Source organism: Aeromonas sp. ZOR0001 (assembly GCF_000801015.1).
Taxonomy (GTDB): Bacteria; Pseudomonadota; Gammaproteobacteria; order Enterobacterales; family Aeromonadaceae; genus Aeromonas; species Aeromonas veronii.
The window spans coordinates 37,939-58,105 of record NZ_JRJY01000070.1 but is presented as its reverse complement, the minus strand read 5'-3'; the positions used below and the strand labels follow the sequence as shown (position 1 = coordinate 58,105).

Here is a 20,167-nt window from a genome sequence, read left to right as displayed (position 1 = left end):
CCGTCATTCAGTATCTATCAACCACGCAGGGCGGCGATACGCTGCTCGATGGGCGGGTGGCTCATGAACAGCTCGCTCATGGAGCGCTTGCCGTTGATGCCAAAGGCCATCATGGAGCCTTCCAGCTGCGGCTCGGCACCGCGGGAGAGGCGCTCAAGGGCGGCAATCATCTTGTCGCGACCGGCCAGCTTGGCGGCACCTGCATCGGCACGGAACTCGCGCTGACGGCTGAACCACATGACGATGATGGAGGCCAGAATACCGAACAGCATCTCCAGCACGAACACGGTGATCATGTAGGCAAAACCGCCGGTGCTGCTGCTCTCTTCCTCGTTGTTGGAGCTGAAGAAGTTGCTGATCACGCCAGCCACGATCCGGGCGAAGAACATCACGAAGGTGTTCACTACACCCTGGATCAGGGTCAGGGTCACCATATCGCCATTGGCCACGTGGCTAACCTCGTGGGCCAGTACCGCTTCCGCCTCGTCACGGCTCATGCTGTAGAGCAGGCCGGAGGAGACCGCCACCAGCGAATCATCGCGGCGGGCGCCGGTTGCAAAGGCGTTCATCTCGGGAGAGTCGTAGATCCCCACTTCCGGCATCTTGATACCCGCTTCGCGGGCCTGACGGGCCACAGTACTCACCAGCCAGTGCTCGGTCTCGTTACGGGGTTGCTCGATGACCTGGACGCCATAGCTGCGCTTGGCCATCCACTTGGACATCAGCAAGGAGATAAAGGAACCCCCAAAACCGAACACGGCACAGAACACCAACAGCCCGGAAATGCTGGACTTGTTGATCCCCAGAACCGAGAACAGGATATTGAGTACCACCCCCAGCACCAGCATGACGGCCAGGTTGGTCACCAGGAATAGCATAATTCGCTTCATATAGACTCCTTGTGAAGATAAGGGACATGACCGGGGATCACTCGGGATCCCCACCTGATCATGTTAATGTCGACATTCTAGGGAGATTCGATGAATGTTCGCTGAATATGCCGTCAAAGTAGCGGCGAGATATCGAGACGCCCCTGCAAATCGGCTTCAAGCGGATTGTTTATAAACGGAATTTCGCCTAGGAAGGGAGCTGGCAGCAAGCCCCTCAGGGTGTCCAGATTTTCCTGATAATGGCTCATGGAACCATGGAGCCGATTAATTACCCACCCCGCCACCGGCAGCTGATCATTGCGAATGGCGGCAAAGGTGAGCAGCGCATGGTTGAGGCAACCCAGCTTGGCCCCCACCACCATGATCACCGCCATGTTCTCCTGCTTGACCCAGTCCGACAGCAGATGCTTGCGATCGAGCGGCAGATACCAGCCCCCTGCCCCTTCCACTACCGCCAGTTCGGCCCCGGCCTGTTCAATCTTGCGTAGCCCCTCGCTCAACCCCTGCATGGTGATAGGCTGGCGCGCCTCGCTGGCGGCGATGTGGGGCGCAATCGGCGGCTCATAGGCGAAAGGATTGACCACCTCATAGGGCAGCGGCAGACTCGCCGCCTCCTGCAACAGAACGGCATCCAGGTTGCGCAGCCCGTCCGGAGTGCGAGCACATCCGGCCGAGACCGGCTTGTAACCCGCGCACTTGATTCCCTGTGCGCTAAATTCGCGCAGCAGGGTGCGCGCCACCAGCGTCTTGCCCACATCGGTATCGGTGCCGGTGATAAAGAATGATTTCATACGGTTCTCTCCTTGGCAGGGCCCGTTGACTACCCTGCACACACTGCGATTCCCGGCGCTCAGCAAGGCTTGCTGAGACGGCCGAGGCACACCCGATAACTGGCGACCAGCCTGCCATCGGGCTGGCGAAACGCCTCATACGCCTGAGCCAGCTGCTGCAATCTGGCGCGACCACTCAGACCGGCCGGCGCGGCGCGCCCCTGATTGTCGTTGACCTGATTGGCCCCAATCCCCTTGAGATCGCGCAACAGCTGCGGCAATTCAAGATAGGCGAGATCCCAGGTGATACAACGCAGCTCGGGAGCAACTACCCCGGCGCTAGCCAGCGCCTGCTCCAATTGTGGCAGGCTGAGGAAGCGATTGACATGGGCGCGACCATCAAGCTGCTGCCAGGCGGCTCGCAACTGCCAGAGCGACTCATCGAGCAGGGTCGAGAAAAAGATCTGGCCGCCCGGTTTGACCACCCGCAGCAACTCGCCGAAAGCCTGGGCCGGACGCTCGCACCATTGCAGCGCCAGACTGGAGAAAACCCAGTCGAACGTGCTGTCGGCGAAAGGAAGCTGCTCCGCATCGCCGCAGAGCAGGCGAGCACCGCTGTCACGCAAGGCGGCCTGCGCCAGCATGCCGGGGGCGAGATCCAGCCCCACCAGCTGGTGACAACGGTTCGCCAGTTGGGGCAAGGAAAAGCCGGTGCCGCAGCCCAGATCCAGCCCGCTCACCGTCAGATCAGTGCCAACCGGCCTGCTCGGCATCCATTCCAGCAACGCCTGCCCCACCTCCTGCTGAAAGCGGGCATGGGCATCGTAGTGACGAGCGGCGGCGCCAAAACGGCGAGCAAGCTGCGCCTTGTCGACCGTTTGAAAACGCTCAGCCATGGTGAGTCTCCCCAAGCGTTGTCGCTGGAGGGCAGACCCCCAAGGCATCGAGCAGGCGATCCACATCCTGCTCGCGGTGAGCCGCGCTCAGGGTAATACGCAGCCGGGCCGTACCGACTGGCACCGTGGGCGGGCGGATGGCGCTCACCCAGACGCCGCGTTCCCGCAGCCGTTCTGCCAGTTGCAGGGCAACACTGCTCTCCCCCACCAGCAGCGGCTGGATCGGGGTGGCGCTGGCACCGAGTTGCCAACCCAGCGCCTCAGCCCCTTGCCGGAAGCGGGCGATCAGCTTACCAAGATGGGCGCGGGACTCATCAGCCGCGCGCACCAGTTCGATGCTCTTGCTGACCGCGCAGGCCTGCGCGGCGGGCATATGGGTGCTGTAGACATAGTGGCGGGCGAAGTTGACCAGATACTCCACCAGTTCGCGACTGCCGCCGACAAAGGCACCGGCAACCCCGAGCGCCTTGCCAAAAGTGCCCATCTGGATGTGTACGCTGGCAGGAGCAACCCCCTGCGCCGCCAGGGTGCCGCGCCCCTCGGATCCCAGCACACCAAGACCGTGGGCATCGTCGATCATCAACCAGTTGCCGCTTTGGGCGGCGAGGGTTGCGAGCTCGCGCCAGGGGCCTTGATCCCCGTCCATACTGAACATCCCTTCCGAGACAATCAGTCCGCGATTGGGCTCAAGCTGCCGTTCAAGGGCCGCCATATCGTTGTGGGCAAAACGCTTCATCTTGCAAGGGAGCTGGCTGCCCATCTCCTGCAAAGAGGCGTGGTTGAGTTTGTCCTGCCACAGCAGGTGTTCCTTGCCAAGCAGCGCTTTGAGCACCGCCTGATTGGCGGAAAAACCGCAATTGAACAGCAGTACCGCCTCCACCCCGAGCCACTCGGCCAGGGTATCCTCAAGCTCTTGGTGGGCACGGCTGTACCCAGTCACCAGCGGCGAGGCGCCGGAGCCCGCACCATAGCGCTCAATCCCCGCGTTGAAGGCGGCCTTGATGGCGCCGTGATCTGCCAGTCCCAGATAGTCGTTGGCGGAAAAGTTGAGGTAGTCGCGCCCTGCAACCCTGAGCCGCCCGCCACTCGCCCCGTCGGTCGCGATGCGGTTGCGCAGCAGGCCAGTCTGTTCGCGCCCGGCCAGCGCCGTGCCCAACCCAAAGGGGCCCGTTACTGCAGGGCCGTTCATGACCGCGCAGCCCCGGCACGGGGGCGGGTGGCGTCATAAAACATTTCGGCAGGTTCACTCTGGCGGCTCACCTCGGCCAGCAGCTCCTCTTCTTGAACCTGATCAGGCTTCTGGGCGCGCTGGGCGGGACGAATGCCGAGCCGCTTGAACAGCTGCATGTCGCTGTTCTCGTCCGGGTTAGGAGTGGTCAGCAGTTTGCAGCCGTAGAAGATGGAGTTGGCCCCGGCCATAAAGCACATCGCCTGCATCTGCTCGTTCATCTTCTCCCGTCCGGCAGAGAGGCGCACATGGGAGGCGGGCATCATGATCCGTGCCACGGCGATGGTGCGGATAAATTCGAACGGATCGAGGTTCTCCTCGTTCTCCAGCGGCGTTCCCTTCACCTTGACCAGCATGTTGATGGGCACGCTCTCCGGGTGACGCGGCAGATTGGCCAGCGCCATCAAGAGGCCCGCCCGATCTTTCGCCTGCTCGCCCATGCCGACGATACCACCGGAGCAGACCTTCATGCCGGCGCTGCGCACATGCTCCAGGGTATCGAGCCTGTCCTGATAGGTGCGGGTGGAGATGATCTCGCCGTAAAACTCCGGCGAGGTGTCGAGGTTGTGGTTGTAGTAATCGAGCCCCGCGGCCCCCAGACGCGCCGCCTGATCGGCGGTAAGCATCCCTAGCGTCATGCAGGTCTCCATACCGAGCCCGCGCACCTCCTCAATCATCCGGATGATGTAGGGCATGTCTTTTTCTTTGGGGTTGCGCCAGGCGGCCCCCATGCAAAAGCGTGACGAGCCGTTGGCCTTGGCTTCGCGGGCCCGCTCCAGCACCTTCTCCACCGCCATCAGCCGCTCAGCTTCGAGACCGGTGTGATAACGGGCGCTCTGAGGGCAGTATTTGCAATCTTCCGGGCAGGCGCCGGTCTTGATGGAAAGCAAGGTGCTCACCTGCACTTCGTTCGGGTCAAAGTGGGCGCGGTGGACGGTCTGGGCCTGAAACAGCAGATCGTTGAACGGCAGGGCAAACAGGGCCTGAACCTCGGCGAGAGTCCAGTCATGACGAAGGGCGTGACCGCCCGCTGTGAGAGCATTCATACATGGCTTCCGGTTGTTATTAGTGGGATCCTGCGCCCGCCATCTTGGGATGGACGGCCACAGAACCCGCCGCCAGGCCCGCGCGCTCAGGGTGATGCGCAGTGCCAAGTGGCTGAAATTGTTGGCTAGTGTAGAGAGCACGCGTAGACTGTCAACACCGACCAGATCAAACCAATTGACAACAGAACAACAAATGACCAACCAAGAATTCGACCTGCACCACATCTGGCACCCCTATACCTCCCTCACTCACCCCCTGCCCTGCTATGAAGTAGCCAGCGCCAAAGGGGTGACCCTCACCCTCAGCGACGGCCGTGAACTGGTGGATGGCATGAGCTCCTGGTGGGCTTGCGTGCACGGCTATCAGGTGCCGGAGTTGGACGCCGCCGCCACCGCCCAGCTCGGCAAGATGTCCCACGTGATGTTTGGCGGCCTCACCCACTCTCCGGCGGTCGAGCTCTGCCGCAAGCTGGTGGAGATCACTCCAAAGGGGCTTGATCGGGTATTTCTGGCCGATTCCGGTTCGGTGGCAGTGGAAGTGGCGCTCAAGATGGCCCAGCAGTACTGGCACGCCAGGGGGACGCCCAGAGCCAAATTTGTCGCCCTGCGCAGCGGCTATCACGGCGACACCTTTGGCGCCATGAGCGTCTGTGATCCGGACGGCGGCATGCATGAGCTCTACAAGGGATTCCTGCCGGAACACTATTTTGTCAATGCGCCGAGCTGTCGCTTCCACGCCGAGTGGGATGAACAGTGCGTGGTGGAGCTGGCGACGCTCATGGCGGATCATCACGAAGAGATCGCCGCCATCGTGCTTGAGCCCATAGTGCAAGGCGCTGGCGGCATGCGCTTCTATCACCCCCGCTACCTGCAGTGGGTGCGCGCCCTGTGTGACGAGTTCGGTGTGCTGCTGATTGCCGACGAGATCGCCACCGGCTTTGGCCGCACCGGCCAGCTGTTTGCTTGCGACTGGGCGGGGATCAGCCCCGACATCATGTGTCTGGGCAAGGCGCTCACCGGCGGCTACCTCACCCTCTCGGCGACCCTGACAACCGAGCATGTCGCCCATACCATCTGTGACGGCAAGGCCGGCGTCTTTATGCACGGCCCCACCTTTATGGGCAACCCGCTTGCCTGCGCGGTGGCCAACGCCTCCATCGAGCTGCTGCTGACCTCACCTTGGCAGGAGCGGGTGCGCACCATCGAGCATCAGCTGCGAACAGAACTGGTAGAGCTGACCCTGCACCCGGCGGTCGCGGATGTGCGGGTGCTCGGCGCCATCGGGGTGGTGGAGATGAAAGAGCGGGTGGATGTGGCGCGCATCCAGCGCAAGTTTGTCGAACTGGGCGCCTGGATCCGCCCCTTTGGCAAGCTGGTCTACCTGATGCCCCCCTTCGTCATCACCCCTGAAGAGTTGCGGGTATTGACCGGCGCCATCACTCAGGCCATCACCGAAGGCGAGTTTTAATGCATGCAGCGGGCGGCCATCGCAGCCGCCCGTTTGACTACCGGCATTTGATATATAAAGAGGGCAACTTTATCCACTTCCGTGCAGTTTCACTTGCCGTAATGTGAGCAAAACACCAGACCTGAGGCCCCAAGAGGGGTAAACTGCTGCGGTTTTACCATCAAGAAAGACTGCTCATGCGCCTCTCCATTGCTGCCAAAATCAACTTTTTCCTGCTCTTCATCTTCTCCATGGTACTGGTCTTCTCCGCAGCCTATCAGGCGGTGCGCGAGCGCGATCTCATCCTGACGCTCATCAAGGAGCAGAGCCGCGAGCAGACCGAAGCCTATTTCGACGGCCTCAACATGCTGATGCTGACCGGCAAGATGGATGCCCGCGATACCCTGCGCGGCAAGTTTCTCGACCACGCCCATGTGGAGGATGCCCGCATCGTTCGTGGCGACGCGGTGAGCAAACAGTTCGGCCCGGGACGGGAGACAGAACAGGTAAAAGATGAGTTTGATGAGCTGGCTCTGGCGGGCAAAGGGAGCCTGGAGGTGGTGCACAACGGCATGCACAGCCGTCTGGTGGTCACCCGACCGCTGCTGGCCAAGAAGGATTTTCGCGGCACCGACTGCACCAGCTGTCATCTGGTGCCGGAGAATACCGTGCTTGGTGCGGTGCGCTTTGACTACTCCCTCGATTCGCTGTTTACCCGGGTCGAGCAGAATATTCTCACCTCGGCGCTGATCCTCACCGGCATTTTCGGGATGGGACTGCTGCTGACCCTCTGGGTCATCCGCACCTGGATCGTGCGCCCCCTCAACCAGTTGACCCGCTCCATGGAAGAGGCCACCGACTTGCACGACTTCGGCCACCGGCTGGAGGGGGATGACGGCGACGAGATTGGCCGGGTGGCGGTGGCCTACAACCAGATGCTCGACAGCGTGGAGCGACAGCTCGGCAAGCGCACCAAGGCCAGCAAGCAGGAGCCGGATCAGCCCCGCTAAGACGAACGCTTAACCGACGTAGTAGAAGAGCAAGCTGGCGATCAGTACCAATAGCAGGATGGCCAGATTGACATGCCGGGAGTCATCCTGACGGCGGCTGCGCTTGCGCTCCAGCAGCAACACCGCCAGCGTCAGGGCGCAGCAGCTCCAGAGCCCGTAGACCAGCCAGGGGGTAAGGGCCGGGTCCCAATAATCGCGCACCTCGATCCCGCCATAGACCAGAAAACCGTAGGCAATTTCGGGCCGGGCATAGTGGTAAAGGGAGAGCAGCACGATAAAGCCGCCCCAGCAGAGCATCACCAGCCCCTGCAACACCCGTGTCAGCCAATCTGGCCCATGCCGCCGATCTTTCACCCACCTCTCCTGCGCCCGTGACACTCTTGTTGAGTGAACCATGCCGAAAACCCCACCAGAGTCCGACATTTTTGCTTGTTTATCAAACCCGCGCGGGTAAGATTGACGGCTTAGTCTGCCATGGTGGGCCATCTGTGCCCGGGCCAGACTCCCTAGTGTTGCAAATAGCGCTGCAAGAACAAGCTGGAGACAATATTTCGATGACGCACGCATCCGTAGTAGATGTGCTGGCCGGTAAGTATCCGGTCGGCACCACCCAAACTGTCAAAGGGTGGATCCGGACTCGCCGTGATTCCAAGGCGGGGATCTCATTTTTGGCCATTTCCGATGGCTCCTGTTTCCATCCGGTACAGGCAGTTGTCCCCAATACCCTGGCCAATTACGAGAATGAAGTGCTGCGTCTGACCACTGCCTGCTCCGTGGAAGTGACCGGCGTGGTTGCCGCCTCTCAGGGCAGCGGCCAGGCTTTCGAACTGCAGGCGACCGAGGTGAAGGTAGTCGGTTGGGTCGAAGATCCGGACACCTACCCGATGGCTGCCAAGCGCCACAGCATCGAATACCTGCGTGAACAGGCCCACCTGCGCCCGCGTACCAACATCGTTGGCGCCGTGACCCGCGTTCGTCACTGCCTGGCGCAAGCCATCCACCGCTTCTTCCACGAAGAGGGTTTCCTCTGGGTTGCGACCCCGCTCATCACCGCCTCTGACACCGAAGGTGCCGGAGAGATGTTCCGCGTCTCCACTCTGGACATGGAAAACCTGCCGCGCACCGACGCCGGCAAGGTGGACTACAACGAAGATTTCTTTGGCAAAGAGGCGTTCCTGACCGTATCCGGCCAACTGAACGCCGAAACCTATGCCTGCGCCCTCTCCAAGGTCTACACCTTCGGCCCGACCTTCCGCGCTGAAAACTCCAACACCAGCCGCCACCTGGCCGAGTTCTGGATGGTTGAGCCGGAAGTGGCTTTCAACGATCTGGAAGATAACGCCGCACTGGCCGAAGCCATGCTGAAGTATGTCTTCAACGCCGTACTGACCGAGCGTCGTGACGATCTGGAGTTCTTCGCCCAGCACGTGGACAAGGATGCCATCGGCCGTCTGGAGCGTTTCGTCTCCTCCGACTTCGCCCAGATCGACTACACCGACGCCATCGAAGTGCTGCAAAACTGCGGCAAGAAGTTCGAGTTCCCGGTCTCCTGGGGTATCGATCTCTCCTCCGAGCACGAGCGCTATCTGGCCGAGGAGCACTTCAAGTCTCCGGTGGTGGTGAAGAACTACCCGAAAGATATCAAAGCCTTCTACATGCGCCTCAACGATGACGGCAAGACCGTTGCCGCGATGGACGTACTGGCACCGGGCATCGGCGAGATCATCGGTGGTTCCCAGCGTGAAGAGCGTCTGGACGTGCTGGATGCCCGTCTGGCCGAGATGGGCCTGAACAAGGAAGATTACTGGTGGTACCGCGACCTGCGTCGCTTCGGTACCGTGCCGCACTCCGGCTTCGGTCTGGGCTTCGAGCGTCTGGTGGTATACGTGACCGGCATGGGCAACGTCCGCGACGTGATCCCGTTCCCGCGTACTCCACGTACCGCCGAGTTCTGATCAGCGGCATCTTGCCACTGCATTGCAAAAGCCGACCTGCGGGTCGGCTTTTTTATTGTCACCGTTATGGGTGATACTCAGGATCAACCGGCACAAGGAACTCGTCGCCTATGGGATATCGCCTGCTGCTTTCGCTACTGCTGTCCTGCATGCCTGTTCAACTGTGGGCCGAGCCCGTTCGTCTGACCACCCTGGAGTGGCCCCCCTACACCAGCCAGAGCCTGCCCGATGGCGGCCTCACCGGTCATATTGTCAAACGTGCCTTTGCCGAAGCGGGACTGGAAGTGACGTTCGACTTCTACCCCTGGCAGCGGGCGGTGCGGCTGGCGGCCGACCCGACCCAGCCTTATAGCGGCTATTTTCCCGAGTACCTCTCCGACACCCTGCCCACCCTGTGGCGCAGTTCCCCCAGCGTAGGCGACAGCGTGCTGGGCATGGCGCAGCGCTCAGGCCCCCCCATCCCCTGGCAGCAGCTCACGGATCTCGCCCCCTACCGGATCGGCGTGGTGGAGGGGTACGTCAACACCCGTGAATTCGATGCTCTGATGGCCAGCAAGCGCCTCAACACTGCCGCCGTCGATGCTGACCTGCTCAACCTGCGCAAATTGCAGCGCGACCGGCTCGATCTGGCGGTGATCGATCGGGATGTCTTTCAGTGGCTCATCAACCATGATCGCAAGCTGATCAGCGCCGGATTGCTGTTTCACCCGAAGATCCTCGAACACAAGAGCCTGCACATCATGTTTCGTCCCGATCAGCAGGCGTTGCAGCAACGGGTGGCACAGGCCATTGCCAGACTCGATATTGCCAAGCTGAGCGAAGATTATCAGCGCCGCTATCTGCAGCAAGCACCTGCGGCCAAATGAGCCAACCCGCCAAAGTCAGCCCTTGCTGGCAAAAATAGCCTGAGCGCTGGCTTTTTCACCCTCTTCTGCCGCAATCGAGCCCTTTTTATGCCCCTCCCCTGCAGCCCTGCTGCCACTCTGTGCTGCCACCATGACCACCCGCTGGCTTGGCCCCGAGTGATACTACTTGGTGAAAAAATGATGTTTTTGTTAGTACGTGGTTTTTAAGTGGTTTAATCAAAAATTCATCGAGTTATTGAAGTAACTCAATTTTTTCACTTTTTCAGGGGAGCAGAATAGCAACTAACCCTTTTGGGCTAAATAAAACAGACAATGACAATTCATGGTTCAGGCTACCCGCGGCAATATGGGTTGAATCACACGAGGTAACGGAATGATCTTGATGGAATTTTTGGTGGTACTCGGCTGCTTGCTGCTGGGTACCCGCTTTGGGGGCATGGGACTCGGTCTCATCAGTGGTATCGGTCTCTTCCTGCTGACCTTCGTCTTCGGCCTGGTGCCGGGCGAACCGCCTGTTCAGGTAATGCTGACCATTCTGGCGGTGATCGGCTGTGCCGCCACCCTGCAGACTGCCGGTGGCCTCAACCTGATGATGCAAGTGGCCGAGCGTCTGCTGCGCCGTCACCCGCAATACATCACTATCCTGGCGCCGCTCACCACCTGGACCCTCACCTTCCTGTGCGGTACCGGCCACGTGGTCTACACCATGTTCCCCATCATCGCTGACATCGCGCTGCAGAAGAACATCCGCCCCGAGCGCCCGATGGCCGTGGCCTCCGTTGCCTCCCAGATGGCCATCTGCGCCTCCCCGGTCTCCGTTGCTGTGGTCTCCATGGTTTCCATTCTGGCGGCCGGTCACGGTATCGGTCAGGCTTACGGCCTGCTCGACATCCTGATGATCGCCATCCCCTCCTCCCTGACCGGTGTCATCGTGGCTGCCCTGTGGAGCCTGCGTCGCGGCAAGGATCTGGACAAGGATGAAGAGTTCCAGGCCAAGATCAAAGACCCGGAGCAACGCGCCTTCATCTACGGTGGTGGCGAGACCCTGCTCAACACCAAGTTCCCGAAAGAGGCCTACTGGTCTACCTGGATCTTCTTCGCCGCCATCGCTGCCGTGGTATTGCTCGGCGCCAACGAAGGTCTGCGTCCGGTGTTCACCATCAAGGACAAGACCGGCCCGCTCTCCATGAACCTGGTGATCCAGATGATGATGCTGATCGCCGGTGCCATCATCCTGATGCGCTGCAAGGTCAAGCCGGGCGAGATCGCCAACGGTGCCGTCTTCAAGGCGGGCATGGTCGCCATCTTCTCCGTATTCGGGGTGGCATGGATGAGTGAGACCTTCTTCCAGGCTCACATGCCGCTGCTCAAAGAGACTCTGGCCCATGTGGTACAGGCCCAGCCCTGGACCTACGCTCTGGTGCTGTTCCTCATCTCCAAGCTGGTAAACAGCCAGGCCGCCGCCCTCACCGCCATCGCCCCCATGGGTCTGGCGCTGGGTGTGGAGCCAAAGCTGCTGATCGCCTTCCTGCCGGCGAGCTACGGCTACTTCGTGCTGCCGACCTACCCGAGCGATCTGGCCTGTATCGGTTTCGACCGCTCCGGCACCACCCGCATCGGCAAGTTCATCATCAACCACAGCTTCATCATTCCGGGGTTGATCGGGGTGGTGACCTCCTGCTCGCTGGGCTTTATCCTCACCAGCATCCTGCTCTAATCGCAGTCGCGTTTACCACGCTATTGCAATACAGGCCCCCGCTTCGGGGGCCTGCTTTTTCCCCGCTCCGTTACCTCAACCACTTCCCCGCCGCCATTTCCGGACACAATACCTTTACCTCTGCCCCCGCCGCTGGGTAGCATGCCCCCTCGTTCACCACCGGAATCTCATCCATGTCTCGCGTCATCCTGCTCTGGAGCGGTGGCAAAGATGCCATGCTGGCCCTCTGTCATGCCCGTCAAGCGGGCCATCAGGTGGTGGCACTGGCCACCTTTGCGCCGCCAGAGCCCCGATTTCTCGCTCACCCCTTGCCGCTGGTGCGCCGTCAGGCGGAAGCCCTCGGGCTGCCCCATCTGCTGGTCACCATAGAAGCGCCGTTCGCTCTCGGTTATGAGCGGGCACTGGCACGGCTCAAGGAGGAGTGGCAACTCGATGGCGTAGTCACCGGCGATATCGACAGCGTGGGGGGCGCACCAAACTGGATCCGCGAACGCTGCCAGCCGCTGGGGCTCACCGTCCACACCCCGCTCTGGCAGCAATCTCGTCAAGCCTTGCTGGCGGATCTGCTGGCCCGCGGCATCGTCGCCCACCTCTCCTGCGTCGATACCCGGGTGCTGGCTCCCGAGTGGACTGGACGCACCCTCGATGCCGCCACCCTCTGCGAGCTACAACAACTGGCAGAGCGCGAGGGCTTCGATGCCTGCGGCGAGCAGGGGGAGTACCACACCATGGTGACCGACGGCCCGGGCTTTGCCGCCCCGCTGCGCCTCGATGACTGGCTGGTGGCGCGGCAGGATCACCTGGCCTATCTGGCCGAACCGCAGGGGTAACGGCCGCAAGCAAGCAGCCAACTCACTTAGCGCGCGAAAAATCGAGATAAAAAAACGGGAGGCAACAGCCTCCCGTTTGGATTTGAGCGGACCAGTTTTGAGCGGGCCATGACGACCCGAACAAGGGATAGACCGGCTTATTTTGCCAGCTTGCCCAGCACCCGCTGCAGCAGGCGGATGCGCGGCTCGATGCTCTCCAGCAGCAGGAACTCCGCCTCCGAGTGGAAGCCGCCCCCCATGGGGCCGAAACCATCGAGGGACGGCACACCTGCGGCGGCGGTGAAATTGGCATCCGAGCCGCCACCGGCCTCCAGCCAGTTGAAGGGGATCCCCTCCTCTTTGGCTGCCGCCTCCACCAGCGCCATCAGCGCCTCGGTATCACCGCTCGGGCGCATCGCTGGCTTGAAGGTCTGGCGATCCACCTCGACCCGGCAGCCCGCGAGGAAGGGGTTGTTGGCCATAAAGGTGAGCCGATCGTGTACCGCAGCGGCCTCTTCGTTGCTCCAGAAGCGCAGATCGACGATCGCCTCTGCAAAGTCCGGCACCACGTTGACACCGGTGCCGCCCTGTACCACGCCGACGTTCATGGTGGTGCCCGTGGTCATGTTGACCTGCTCGTTGATGGCCAGCACCCAGTGCGCGAGTTCGGTGATAGCAGAGACACCTTCGGTCAGGGCCGAACCGGCGTGGGAGGCCTTGCCGTGGAAGGTGATGCGGTACTTGGCATTGCCCTTGCGGGCGCTGATGAGATCCCCGTTGGGACGGGCTGCCTCGGCCACCAGCACGCAGCCGCTCTGTTTGGCCTTCTCCACCAGCCAATCTTTCGACCAGGGAGAGCCAATCTCTTCGTCGCAGTTGTAGCAGACCAGCACCTTGAGCTTGGCCAACTGCGCCGGATCCATCTCTTTGAGGGCATACCAGATAGAGAGCAGGCCGCTCTTCATGTCCGAAACGCCGGGGCCAAAGGCTTGATTGCCTTCGATTTTCAGCGGGCGCTTGGCCGCCGTCCCCTCGGGGAAGACGGTATCCATGTGGCCGCACAGCATCACGTCGTAGTGATCGGCACCCGGCGCATTGGTGATCTCGAGGCAGGGACCGCACTCGGCAGCAAACTGGTGGCGAGTCACCTGCCAGCCGATGGCCTCATATTTCTCGGTCATGATGTCGGCCACTTTCGCTACCCCGGCCGGGGTGCGAGTACCGCAATCGAGGTTGATGAGCGGGGCCAGATCTGCCAGGTAGGCATCCAGAGAAAAAGCGTTGCGAGAGTCTGTCATTGTCATCTCCTGGGACGGGAGGGCAGGCCTCCCGTCCGACAGCCGAGTGAAAGGGGCGGACAGCTCGTGGCCGTCCGCCACCCGCTTACATAAACAGCAGATAATTTAGGGTCAGCGCCGTCACCAGCGCCCCCGCCATCGGCACGCTGGTGCGCTTGACCACGGTAAAGGGCGATACCTTGGCAATCCCCGCACAGGCGATCAGTACCGCTGCGATGGGAGAGACGGTGCGGCCGATACTGGAAGCGAGCTGCATCGGCAGCAGCATGGTCACCGCAGGTACGCCAAACTTGGCCGCCACCGCCGGTGCCAGGGTCGAGAAGCTGAGGAACGCCGCGTTGCCGGAGCCCATGATGACCGCCGCCACCATGATCAGCGCCACCATCACCAGGGTCATCAGACCGCTGCCGATACCGGCATTGCTGGCAGAGTGCAGCAGGGTATCGATGGCACCGATGGCCTTGAGGGATTCGGCAAACAGCTCGGCACAGACGATGAGCGCCACCACGGGGCCAAACACCTTGCCCATGCCATCGAGGAAGCTCGACAGCCCGGCAAACGCGGTACGCACCGAGCGGCTACGCAGCAGCTCGCACAGCATGCCGATAAAGACCGACAGCAGCATGGCCACCTCCACGCTCATCTTGATGTCGCTCACCAGCAGCTTGGAGAAGGTCATCATCAGCACGAAGGGGATGATCGGCAACAGGGCATACCAGGTGGGCGCCTGCACGCTCTCGGTGCCCTGCTCGTCCAGCTCGGCGTGATCGCCACGATGGAGCGCAGGATCCCAGCCATCCTTGCGATCGCAGTGACGCTGCCAGAAGAAGTGCAGCACCATGGTCACCAGCAGCATGGGGGCCACCAGCCAGATCTGGTAGTCAACAAAATAGCTGGTCGGATCCATGCCGGATTGACCGGCGGAGAAGATGGCGTTGGTCTGGGTCGGGCCAATTTCAAACGCCTGGGAGGTGGCGATGACACCACAGGCGGAGGCCGGGCTGATGCCGAGATTGCGCATCACCGGATACATGGTGACCATCAACAGCAGGCCAAGGCCGGTGGCGGAGGTGACGAACAGGGAGACGAATACCGCCACCAGATAACAGATAGAGAGCATCAGGTAGCTTGACTGGATGCCCGCCACCGGCTTGACCGCCACCCGCACCAGCGCCTGGGAGGCCCCGATATGGGACATGTAAGTGGCAAAACCCGCCACCGCCATGATGGTGAGGCCGAGGCCCGCCGCGCGGTAGGAGAAGATCCCCTTGAACACTTCGAACAGGTCGAACAGGGCGAAACCGGTGCTCTTGTCAGCGGGGAGAATAGGGTGCAGCCCCAGCCAGTAGGCCACTGCAAAAATGGCCATGCCCGCCAGCGCCAGCACCGCCTGCGGGTTGTAATCCTTGATAATGCCGTAGACCACGGCGACCAGAACGAGCAAGACGAATAAAAGTTCCAATATTCACTCCTGATAAATTTATCGAATAGCGAAATCTAGTGATCTGACCACTGTTTGCCTTTGATCCCTATCAATAAAGGTGCCGTCACCGTGATTCATTAGCATAATATGTCGGCCATGTAACAATTTTTCGTTATTTCAACTGCCGGAAAACCTTTATCACCCCATATCCGGGAATTGTGTGACGCGACTCCCCTCTTTTTTGCGTTGGATCAACATATGACGGCGCCGAACTGGCGAAGATGCGCTTCGACATATAGCGACCATTTCGCGCCGGAGAGAGTTATGACAAGCCAAGCCACCGCAGGTGCTTCGACCTGCGACTACAAGCTGTGGGACATCCTCGTCGAGTCTGCAAAGGAACGCACTACCATTCGTTACTCCAAACTGGCCAAGCAGGCCGGGCTGGAGCAGTGCCAGGATGAACTGCGCACCCTGCTGCAACGCATCCGCATGTACTGCACCGAAAACAACCTGCCGATCCTCTCCGCCATCGTGGTGGACGACGTGGGCAAATACACTGGCCTCTCTTCCAGCCTGCCTGATGCACCCTGGGAACGGGCCCGGGTCTTTGACCATGAGTGGACCACCCTGCACTGATTGCAGTGTTCGATGATGCCAACCAAAACGCGCCCGCTGGCGCGTTTTGGCTATCTGGCGTTTGCGCTTTCTCTTTTTCTCCTGCAATAGCGGCTCTTCTCCCGCAATACCCAACCCCATCGGGCACGCCAGCCCCACTGCTTCTGACCTTGTGCTCAAAATCGCCGTTCAGGTGTGACCAGTTCCGGTAAAACCCGCGAGCCAGACCATCGGCGTTGCCATGGGATTGCCACAATGCCAGAATCGGGCCCTTGCACTCTGTTGATTCGGATTTTCGGGCACGGCCACGGCCAGCGCCCACAAGAGAAGGACTCCCCATGGCCATCACCCTCTATGGCATCAAGAATTGCGACACCATCAAGAAAGCCCGCAAGTGGCTGGATGAGGCCGGTATCGACTACCGCTTTCACGACCACCGCGCCGACGGCCTGAACCCGGACGATCTGGACAGCTGGCTGGCAAAACTCGGCTGGGAAGCCCTGCTCAACAGCCGCGGCACCACCTTCCGCGCCCTGCCGGATGAGGCCAAACAGGGACTCGACACCGCCAAGGCACGCGCCCTGCTGCTGGAACATCCGGCCATGATCAAGCGCCCGCTGCTGGACCGTGACGGCGAACTGACTCTGGGTTTCAAGGCTGATCACTACCAATCCCTCTTTTCCCGTTAAGGACAACTAAGGACAACTGATGTCGGATGTCATCGCACTGGCCAAGGATCTGATCCGCCGCCCCTCCGTTACCCCCCTCGATGAAGGGTGCCAGACCCTGATGGCGGAGCGCCTCGCCAAGATCGGGTTCGTTATCGAGCCCATGGTGTTTGAGGACACCACCAACCTCTGGGCCCGCCGTGGCAGCGAGGGGCCACTGTTCTGCTTCGCCGGCCACACCGACGTGGTGCCCGCCGGGCCGCTGGACAAATGGCACACCCCGCCGTTCGAGCCAACCATCAAGGATGGCGTGCTCTACGGGCGCGGCGCCGCCGACATGAAGGGCTCGCTGGCTGCCATGGTGGTGGCGGTCGAGCGCTTCGTCGCCGAGCATCCGGATCACACCGGGTCCATCGCCTTTCTCATCACCTCCGATGAAGAGGGGCCCTTTATCAATGGCACCACCCGGGTGATCGACACCCTGGAGGCCCGCAACGAGAAGATCCGCTGGTGCATCGTCGGTGAACCCTCCTCTACCGCCGTGGTCGGAGATGTAGTGAAAAACGGCCGCCGCGGCTCCATCACCGGCGATCTGCTGGTGCGCGGGGTGCAGGGCCATGTGGCCTATCCCCATCTGGCGGACAACCCCATTCACAAAGCCGCGCCAGCGCTGGCGGAACTCGCCGCCACCGTGTGGGATGAGGGTAACGCCTACTTCCCCCCCACCAGCTTCCAGATCGCCAACATATCGGCCGGCACCGGCGCTTCCAACGTCATTCCGGGCGAGCTGCAGGTGCAGTTCAACTTCCGCTTCAGCACCGAATTGACCGACCTGGATATCCGCGAGCGGGTCGAAGCGCTGCTGGATAGACATGGCCTCGATTATCAGCTGAGCTGGACCCTCTCCGGCCAGCCGTTCCTCACCGACACCGGCGCGCTGCTCGATGCGGCCGTGGCGGCCATCGAGGCGGTGAACGGTCAGCGACCGGCCCTGCTCACCACCGGCGGCACCTCCGACGGGCGCTTTATCGCCCCCACCGGCGCCGAGGTGATTGAGCTCGGTCCCGTCAACGCCACCATTCACAAGGTGAACGAGTGCGTGAAGGCGGACGATCTGGATCTGCTGGCGGACATGTACCAAGGGGTGCTCGAGAGATTGCTGGCATGACGCAGGAACAACTGCTGGGGCTCGACGAGAGCCACCTTATTCTGGTGGGGCGCGGCCCCCATCGTCTGACCGCAGCCACCGCGGCGGCCTTCAACGACATGCAGGTGGCGGCCGCCTATGAGGGGTTCAACCTGCAGGCGGCCTCCAGCTGGCGCAGCTTCGAGCGCCAGCTCGCCATCTGGAATGGCAAGTGGCGCGGCGAACGGCCGCTGCTCGATGCCAGCAGCCAACCCATCGATGCCCTGCAACTGAGTGAGGTGGAGCGGCTGCACGCCATTTTGCGCTGGAGCGCCCTGCCCGGCACCAGCCGTCACCACTGGGGGACCGATCTCGACATCTACGACCCAGACTGCCTGCCCGCCGATACCAAACTGGCGCTGGAGCCGTGGGAGTATGAAGCCGGGGGCTGGTTTGCTGATCTCAGCGAGTGGCTCAGCGATCATATGAGCGACTTCGGCTTCTTCCTCCCTTATGCCAAGCCGGTCGGGGCAGAGAGCGGGGTCGCCTACGAGCCCTGGCATATCAGCTTTTCGCTGGAGTCCGATGAGCAGCGGCTCGATCCCGCGGCACTGGCACTTTGTCTGCAACAGGCGGATATTGAAGGCAAGTCGACCATATTGGCCAACCTTGATGAAATTTTGGCCCGTTATGTCACCACCTGTCCTGACGAAAGGAAAATCCCATGAATCTCTGGCTGTGGATAGGGTTGCCGCTGCTGTTCCTGCTCGGGCTGTTTCTCAATGCCATCAAAGACATGAAACGGCTGGAGAAGCAGTTGCCCAACTACAAGGACAAGATCCGCGAAGTGAAGGATGACGAGGACGACTGAATCCCGCCCCATCCCGTGGGGAGCGCCCTTGTGCTCCCCTCTCCCTCTGCTGTGCCGTTTCGCTTTTCCCCGCCCTCTCCTCCCTGCGCATCCTGAAATCGACGCTCCTTTGACTCCGCTTTCGTTAACCCCGTCACAGTCAGAATATGGCGCGGCCATGCTGAAAAAAGGGATGAAAAATGTAAGAAAGTGCAAATTGATGCACAAATAAGCCACACAAGGGGGGTCTAACTGCATATAATGTGCCTACTTTGCACATTACCAGGAAGGAGTTCGCCCTTGGATGCCGCTACCATCAACAGTTTCTTTTTTGTCGCTGCCCTGTTGGTGGGAGCCAGCGTACTGTTGAGCGCCCTCTCTTCCCGCCTAGGTATTCCCATTCTGGTTATCTTCCTCGCCGTCGGCATGCTGGCCGGTGAGGATGGCCCAGGTGGTATCCACTTCGCTGACTACTCCATCGCCTATCTGGTGGGCAACCTGGCGCTTGCCATCATCCTGCTCGACGGCGGCATGCGCACCCGGGTCTCCTCGTTCCGGGTGGCGCTCTGGCCTGCCTTGTCGCTCGCTACAGTCGGGGTGGCTATCACCACCGGCCTGACGGGGCTCGCCGCTGCCTGGCTGTTTGACCTCAACCTGATGCAGGGGATGCTGATCGGCGCCATTGTCGGCTCCACCGATGCGGCGGCGGTCTTCTCCCTGCTCGGCGGGCGCAGTCTCAACGAGCGGGTGAGCGCGACGCTGGAGATAGAGTCAGGCAGCAACGACCCCATGGCGGTCTTTCTCACCGTCACCCTGATCGAGGTGCTCGCCACCGCCCAGCAAGGGCTGGATGGGGGCTTCCTGCTGCTGCAACTGGTCAAGCAGTTTGGTCTTGGCGCCGGGATTGGCCTTGGCGGCGGCTGGCTGCTGTGGCGTCTCATCAACACAGCCCGTCTGGCGCCGGGGCTCTATCCGCTGCTCACCGTCAGCGGCGGTCTGCTGATCTTCGCCCTCACCACGGCGGTTGGTGGCAGCGGCATTCTCGCCATCTACCTCACCGGTCTGTTGCTCGGTAACCTCGCCCTGCGCAGCCGCAGCACCACATTGTCGGTGCTGGACGGTCTGACCTGGCTCAGCCAAATCGGCATGTTTCTGGTGCTGGGGCTGCTCGCCTCCCCCCACAAGCTGCTGCCCATCGCCCTGCCCGCGCTGGCGCTGGCGATGTGGATGATCCTGTTTGCCCGCCCGGTGTCGGTCTGGATCGGGCTGCTGCCATTCAAGAACTTCGCCCCCCGCGAGCGCTGGTTTATCTCCTGGGTCGGCTTGCGCGGCGCCGTGCCCATCATTCTGGCAGTGTTCCCGATGATGGCGGGGCTGCCCAACGCCCAGCTCTACTTCAACGTTGCCTTCTTCGTGGTGCTGGTCTCGCTGATTTTGCAGGGCAGCTCGCTACCGCTGGCATCAAAACTGGCGCGAGTGGAGGTACCGGCACCACCGTCGCCCATCAACCGCTCCGGGCTCGAGATCGATCTCGACAGCCAGTGGGAGAC

At 61.4% G+C, this 20,167-nt stretch carries 20 protein-coding genes; 12 read left to right on the top strand and 8 right to left on the bottom strand.

Annotation, left to right across the window (positions count from 1 at the left end):
• Nucleotides 1-17: 17 nt before the first annotated feature.
• The 5 genes from htpX to bioB all read right to left on the bottom strand — a co-directional run bounded on the left by htpX (nucleotide 18) and on the right by bioB (nucleotide 4,830).
• Nucleotides 18-890, bottom strand: coding sequence for a protease HtpX (gene htpX, locus L972_RS08515; RefSeq protein ID WP_005337890.1), 873 nt, complete (start codon nucleotides 888-890; stop codon nucleotides 18-20).
• Between the two features lie 113 nt (nucleotides 891-1,003).
• Entirely contained in the window at nucleotides 1,004-1,681 is a 678-nt protein-coding gene (bioD, locus tag L972_RS08510; RefSeq protein ID WP_005337893.1) for a dethiobiotin synthase, read from the bottom strand.
• A 59-nt stretch (nucleotides 1,682-1,740) separates the two neighbouring features.
• The gene (bioC, locus tag L972_RS08505) at nucleotides 1,741-2,556 is read right to left on the bottom strand and encodes a malonyl-ACP O-methyltransferase BioC (protein WP_047437541.1); all 816 of its coding nucleotides are present in this window, start codon (nucleotides 2,554-2,556) and stop codon (nucleotides 1,741-1,743) included.
• Entirely contained in the window at nucleotides 2,549-3,745 is a 1,197-nt protein-coding gene (bioF, locus tag L972_RS08500) for an 8-amino-7-oxononanoate synthase (RefSeq protein WP_047437539.1), read from the bottom strand. Before bioF ends, bioC begins: the two co-directional genes overlap by 8 nt.
• Nucleotides 3,742-4,830: a biotin synthase BioB gene (gene bioB / locus L972_RS08495; protein ID WP_047437537.1), complete on the bottom strand. Its 1,089-nt coding sequence runs from the start codon at nucleotides 4,828-4,830 to the stop codon at nucleotides 3,742-3,744. The genes bioF and bioB overlap by 4 nt, the downstream gene beginning before the upstream one ends.
• Nucleotides 4,831-5,023: 193 nt before the next feature.
• On the opposite strand from bioB, the gene bioA reads away from it, so the two are divergent.
• On the top strand, nucleotides 5,024-6,298 hold the full coding sequence (gene bioA, locus L972_RS08490; RefSeq protein WP_047437536.1) for an adenosylmethionine--8-amino-7-oxononanoate transaminase: 1,275 nt from the start codon (nucleotides 5,024-5,026) through the stop codon (nucleotides 6,296-6,298).
• 176 nt (nucleotides 6,299-6,474) lie between these two features.
• Nucleotides 6,475-7,287 (top strand): HAMP domain-containing protein, encoded by an 813-nt coding sequence (locus tag L972_RS08485; RefSeq protein ID WP_005337912.1) that lies wholly within the window; start codon nucleotides 6,475-6,477, stop codon nucleotides 7,285-7,287.
• Between the two features lie 9 nt (nucleotides 7,288-7,296).
• On the opposite strand, the gene L972_RS08480 is transcribed toward L972_RS08485, so the two are convergent.
• Complete coding sequence (locus L972_RS08480) at nucleotides 7,297-7,641, bottom strand: hypothetical protein (protein WP_005359354.1); 345 nt, start codon at nucleotides 7,639-7,641, stop codon at nucleotides 7,297-7,299.
• Between the two features lie 200 nt (nucleotides 7,642-7,841).
• Between L972_RS08480 and asnS the strand changes: the two genes are divergently transcribed.
• From asnS to L972_RS08460, 4 genes are all read left to right on the top strand, one after another.
• Nucleotides 7,842-9,242, top strand: coding sequence for an asparagine--tRNA ligase (asnS, locus tag L972_RS08475; protein ID WP_005337914.1), 1,401 nt, complete (start codon nucleotides 7,842-7,844; stop codon nucleotides 9,240-9,242).
• Between the two features lie 110 nt (nucleotides 9,243-9,352).
• Nucleotides 9,353-10,108, top strand: coding sequence for a substrate-binding periplasmic protein (locus L972_RS08470; RefSeq protein WP_047437534.1), 756 nt, complete (start codon nucleotides 9,353-9,355; stop codon nucleotides 10,106-10,108).
• Nucleotides 10,109-10,481: 373 nt separating this feature from the next.
• Entirely contained in the window at nucleotides 10,482-11,825 is a 1,344-nt protein-coding gene (locus tag L972_RS08465; protein ID WP_005337916.1) for an anaerobic C4-dicarboxylate transporter, read from the top strand.
• Between the two features lie 173 nt (nucleotides 11,826-11,998).
• Nucleotides 11,999-12,655, top strand: coding sequence for a hypothetical protein (locus L972_RS08460; RefSeq protein WP_047437533.1), 657 nt, complete (start codon nucleotides 11,999-12,001; stop codon nucleotides 12,653-12,655).
• A gap of 137 nt (nucleotides 12,656-12,792) precedes the next feature.
• On the opposite strand, the gene L972_RS08455 is transcribed toward L972_RS08460, so the two are convergent.
• Nucleotides 12,793-13,932: a M20 family metallopeptidase gene (locus tag L972_RS08455; RefSeq protein ID WP_047437531.1), complete on the bottom strand. Its 1,140-nt coding sequence runs from the start codon at nucleotides 13,930-13,932 to the stop codon at nucleotides 12,793-12,795.
• A gap of 85 nt (nucleotides 13,933-14,017) precedes the next feature.
• Nucleotides 14,018-15,394, bottom strand: a complete 1,377-nt coding sequence (dcuC, locus tag L972_RS08450; protein WP_005350454.1) for a C4-dicarboxylate transporter DcuC — start codon at nucleotides 15,392-15,394, stop codon at nucleotides 14,018-14,020.
• Nucleotides 15,395-15,679: 285 nt separating this feature from the next.
• Here dcuC and L972_RS08445 point away from each other — a divergent pair, with 285 nt between their 5' ends.
• From L972_RS08445 to L972_RS08425, 6 genes are all read left to right on the top strand, one after another.
• Nucleotides 15,680-15,994, top strand: a complete 315-nt coding sequence (locus L972_RS08445) for a hypothetical protein (protein ID WP_005337929.1) — start codon at nucleotides 15,680-15,682, stop codon at nucleotides 15,992-15,994.
• A 317-nt stretch (nucleotides 15,995-16,311) separates the two neighbouring features.
• On the top strand, nucleotides 16,312-16,662 hold the full coding sequence (locus L972_RS08440) for an ArsC family reductase (RefSeq protein WP_005337930.1): 351 nt from the start codon (nucleotides 16,312-16,314) through the stop codon (nucleotides 16,660-16,662).
• A 19-nt stretch (nucleotides 16,663-16,681) separates the two neighbouring features.
• Nucleotides 16,682-17,809: a succinyl-diaminopimelate desuccinylase gene (dapE, locus tag L972_RS08435; RefSeq protein WP_047437527.1), complete on the top strand. Its 1,128-nt coding sequence runs from the start codon at nucleotides 16,682-16,684 to the stop codon at nucleotides 17,807-17,809.
• The gene (locus L972_RS08430) at nucleotides 17,806-18,495 is read left to right on the top strand and encodes a M15 family metallopeptidase (RefSeq protein WP_047437525.1); all 690 of its coding nucleotides are present in this window, start codon (nucleotides 17,806-17,808) and stop codon (nucleotides 18,493-18,495) included. The genes dapE and L972_RS08430 overlap by 4 nt, the downstream gene beginning before the upstream one ends.
• Nucleotides 18,492-18,638 (top strand): hypothetical protein, encoded by a 147-nt coding sequence (locus L972_RS21385; protein ID WP_005337933.1) that lies wholly within the window; start codon nucleotides 18,492-18,494, stop codon nucleotides 18,636-18,638. Before L972_RS08430 ends, L972_RS21385 begins: the two co-directional genes overlap by 4 nt.
• A gap of 279 nt (nucleotides 18,639-18,917) precedes the next feature.
• Nucleotides 18,918-20,167, top strand: a 1,250-nt coding sequence (locus L972_RS08425) for a potassium/proton antiporter (protein WP_047437521.1), incomplete at its 3' end; no start/stop codon positions are given.

Excerpts from the sequence above, each read along its gene's own strand:
- htpX (WP_005337890.1), bottom strand. The coding sequence starts at position 890 with ATGAAGCGAATTATGCTATTCCTGGTGACCAACCTGGCCGTCATGCTG.
- bioD (WP_005337893.1), bottom strand. The coding sequence starts at position 1,681 with ATGAAATCATTCTTTATCACCGGCACCGATACCGATGTGGGCAAGACG.
- bioC (WP_047437541.1), bottom strand. The coding sequence starts at position 2,556 with ATGGCTGAGCGTTTTCAAACGGTCGACAAGGCGCAGCTTGCTCGCCGT.
- bioF (WP_047437539.1), bottom strand. The coding sequence starts at position 3,745 with ATGAACGGCCCTGCAGTAACGGGCCCCTTTGGGTTGGGCACGGCGCTG.
- bioB (WP_047437537.1), bottom strand. The coding sequence starts at position 4,830 with ATGAATGCTCTCACAGCGGGCGGTCACGCCCTTCGTCATGACTGGACT.
- bioA (WP_047437536.1), top strand. The coding sequence starts at position 5,024 with ATGACCAACCAAGAATTCGACCTGCACCACATCTGGCACCCCTATACC.
- L972_RS08485 (WP_005337912.1), top strand. The coding sequence starts at position 6,475 with ATGCGCCTCTCCATTGCTGCCAAAATCAACTTTTTCCTGCTCTTCATC.
- asnS (WP_005337914.1), top strand. The coding sequence starts at position 7,842 with ATGACGCACGCATCCGTAGTAGATGTGCTGGCCGGTAAGTATCCGGTC.
- L972_RS08470 (WP_047437534.1), top strand. The coding sequence starts at position 9,353 with ATGGGATATCGCCTGCTGCTTTCGCTACTGCTGTCCTGCATGCCTGTT.
- L972_RS08465 (WP_005337916.1), top strand. The coding sequence starts at position 10,482 with ATGATCTTGATGGAATTTTTGGTGGTACTCGGCTGCTTGCTGCTGGGT.
- L972_RS08460 (WP_047437533.1), top strand. The coding sequence starts at position 11,999 with ATGTCTCGCGTCATCCTGCTCTGGAGCGGTGGCAAAGATGCCATGCTG.
- L972_RS08455 (WP_047437531.1), bottom strand. The coding sequence starts at position 13,932 with ATGACAGACTCTCGCAACGCTTTTTCTCTGGATGCCTACCTGGCAGAT.
- L972_RS08445 (WP_005337929.1), top strand. The coding sequence starts at position 15,680 with ATGACAAGCCAAGCCACCGCAGGTGCTTCGACCTGCGACTACAAGCTG.
- L972_RS08440 (WP_005337930.1), top strand. The coding sequence starts at position 16,312 with ATGGCCATCACCCTCTATGGCATCAAGAATTGCGACACCATCAAGAAA.
- dapE (WP_047437527.1), top strand. The coding sequence starts at position 16,682 with ATGTCGGATGTCATCGCACTGGCCAAGGATCTGATCCGCCGCCCCTCC.
- L972_RS08430 (WP_047437525.1), top strand. The coding sequence starts at position 17,806 with ATGACGCAGGAACAACTGCTGGGGCTCGACGAGAGCCACCTTATTCTG.
- L972_RS21385 (WP_005337933.1), top strand. The coding sequence starts at position 18,492 with ATGAATCTCTGGCTGTGGATAGGGTTGCCGCTGCTGTTCCTGCTCGGG.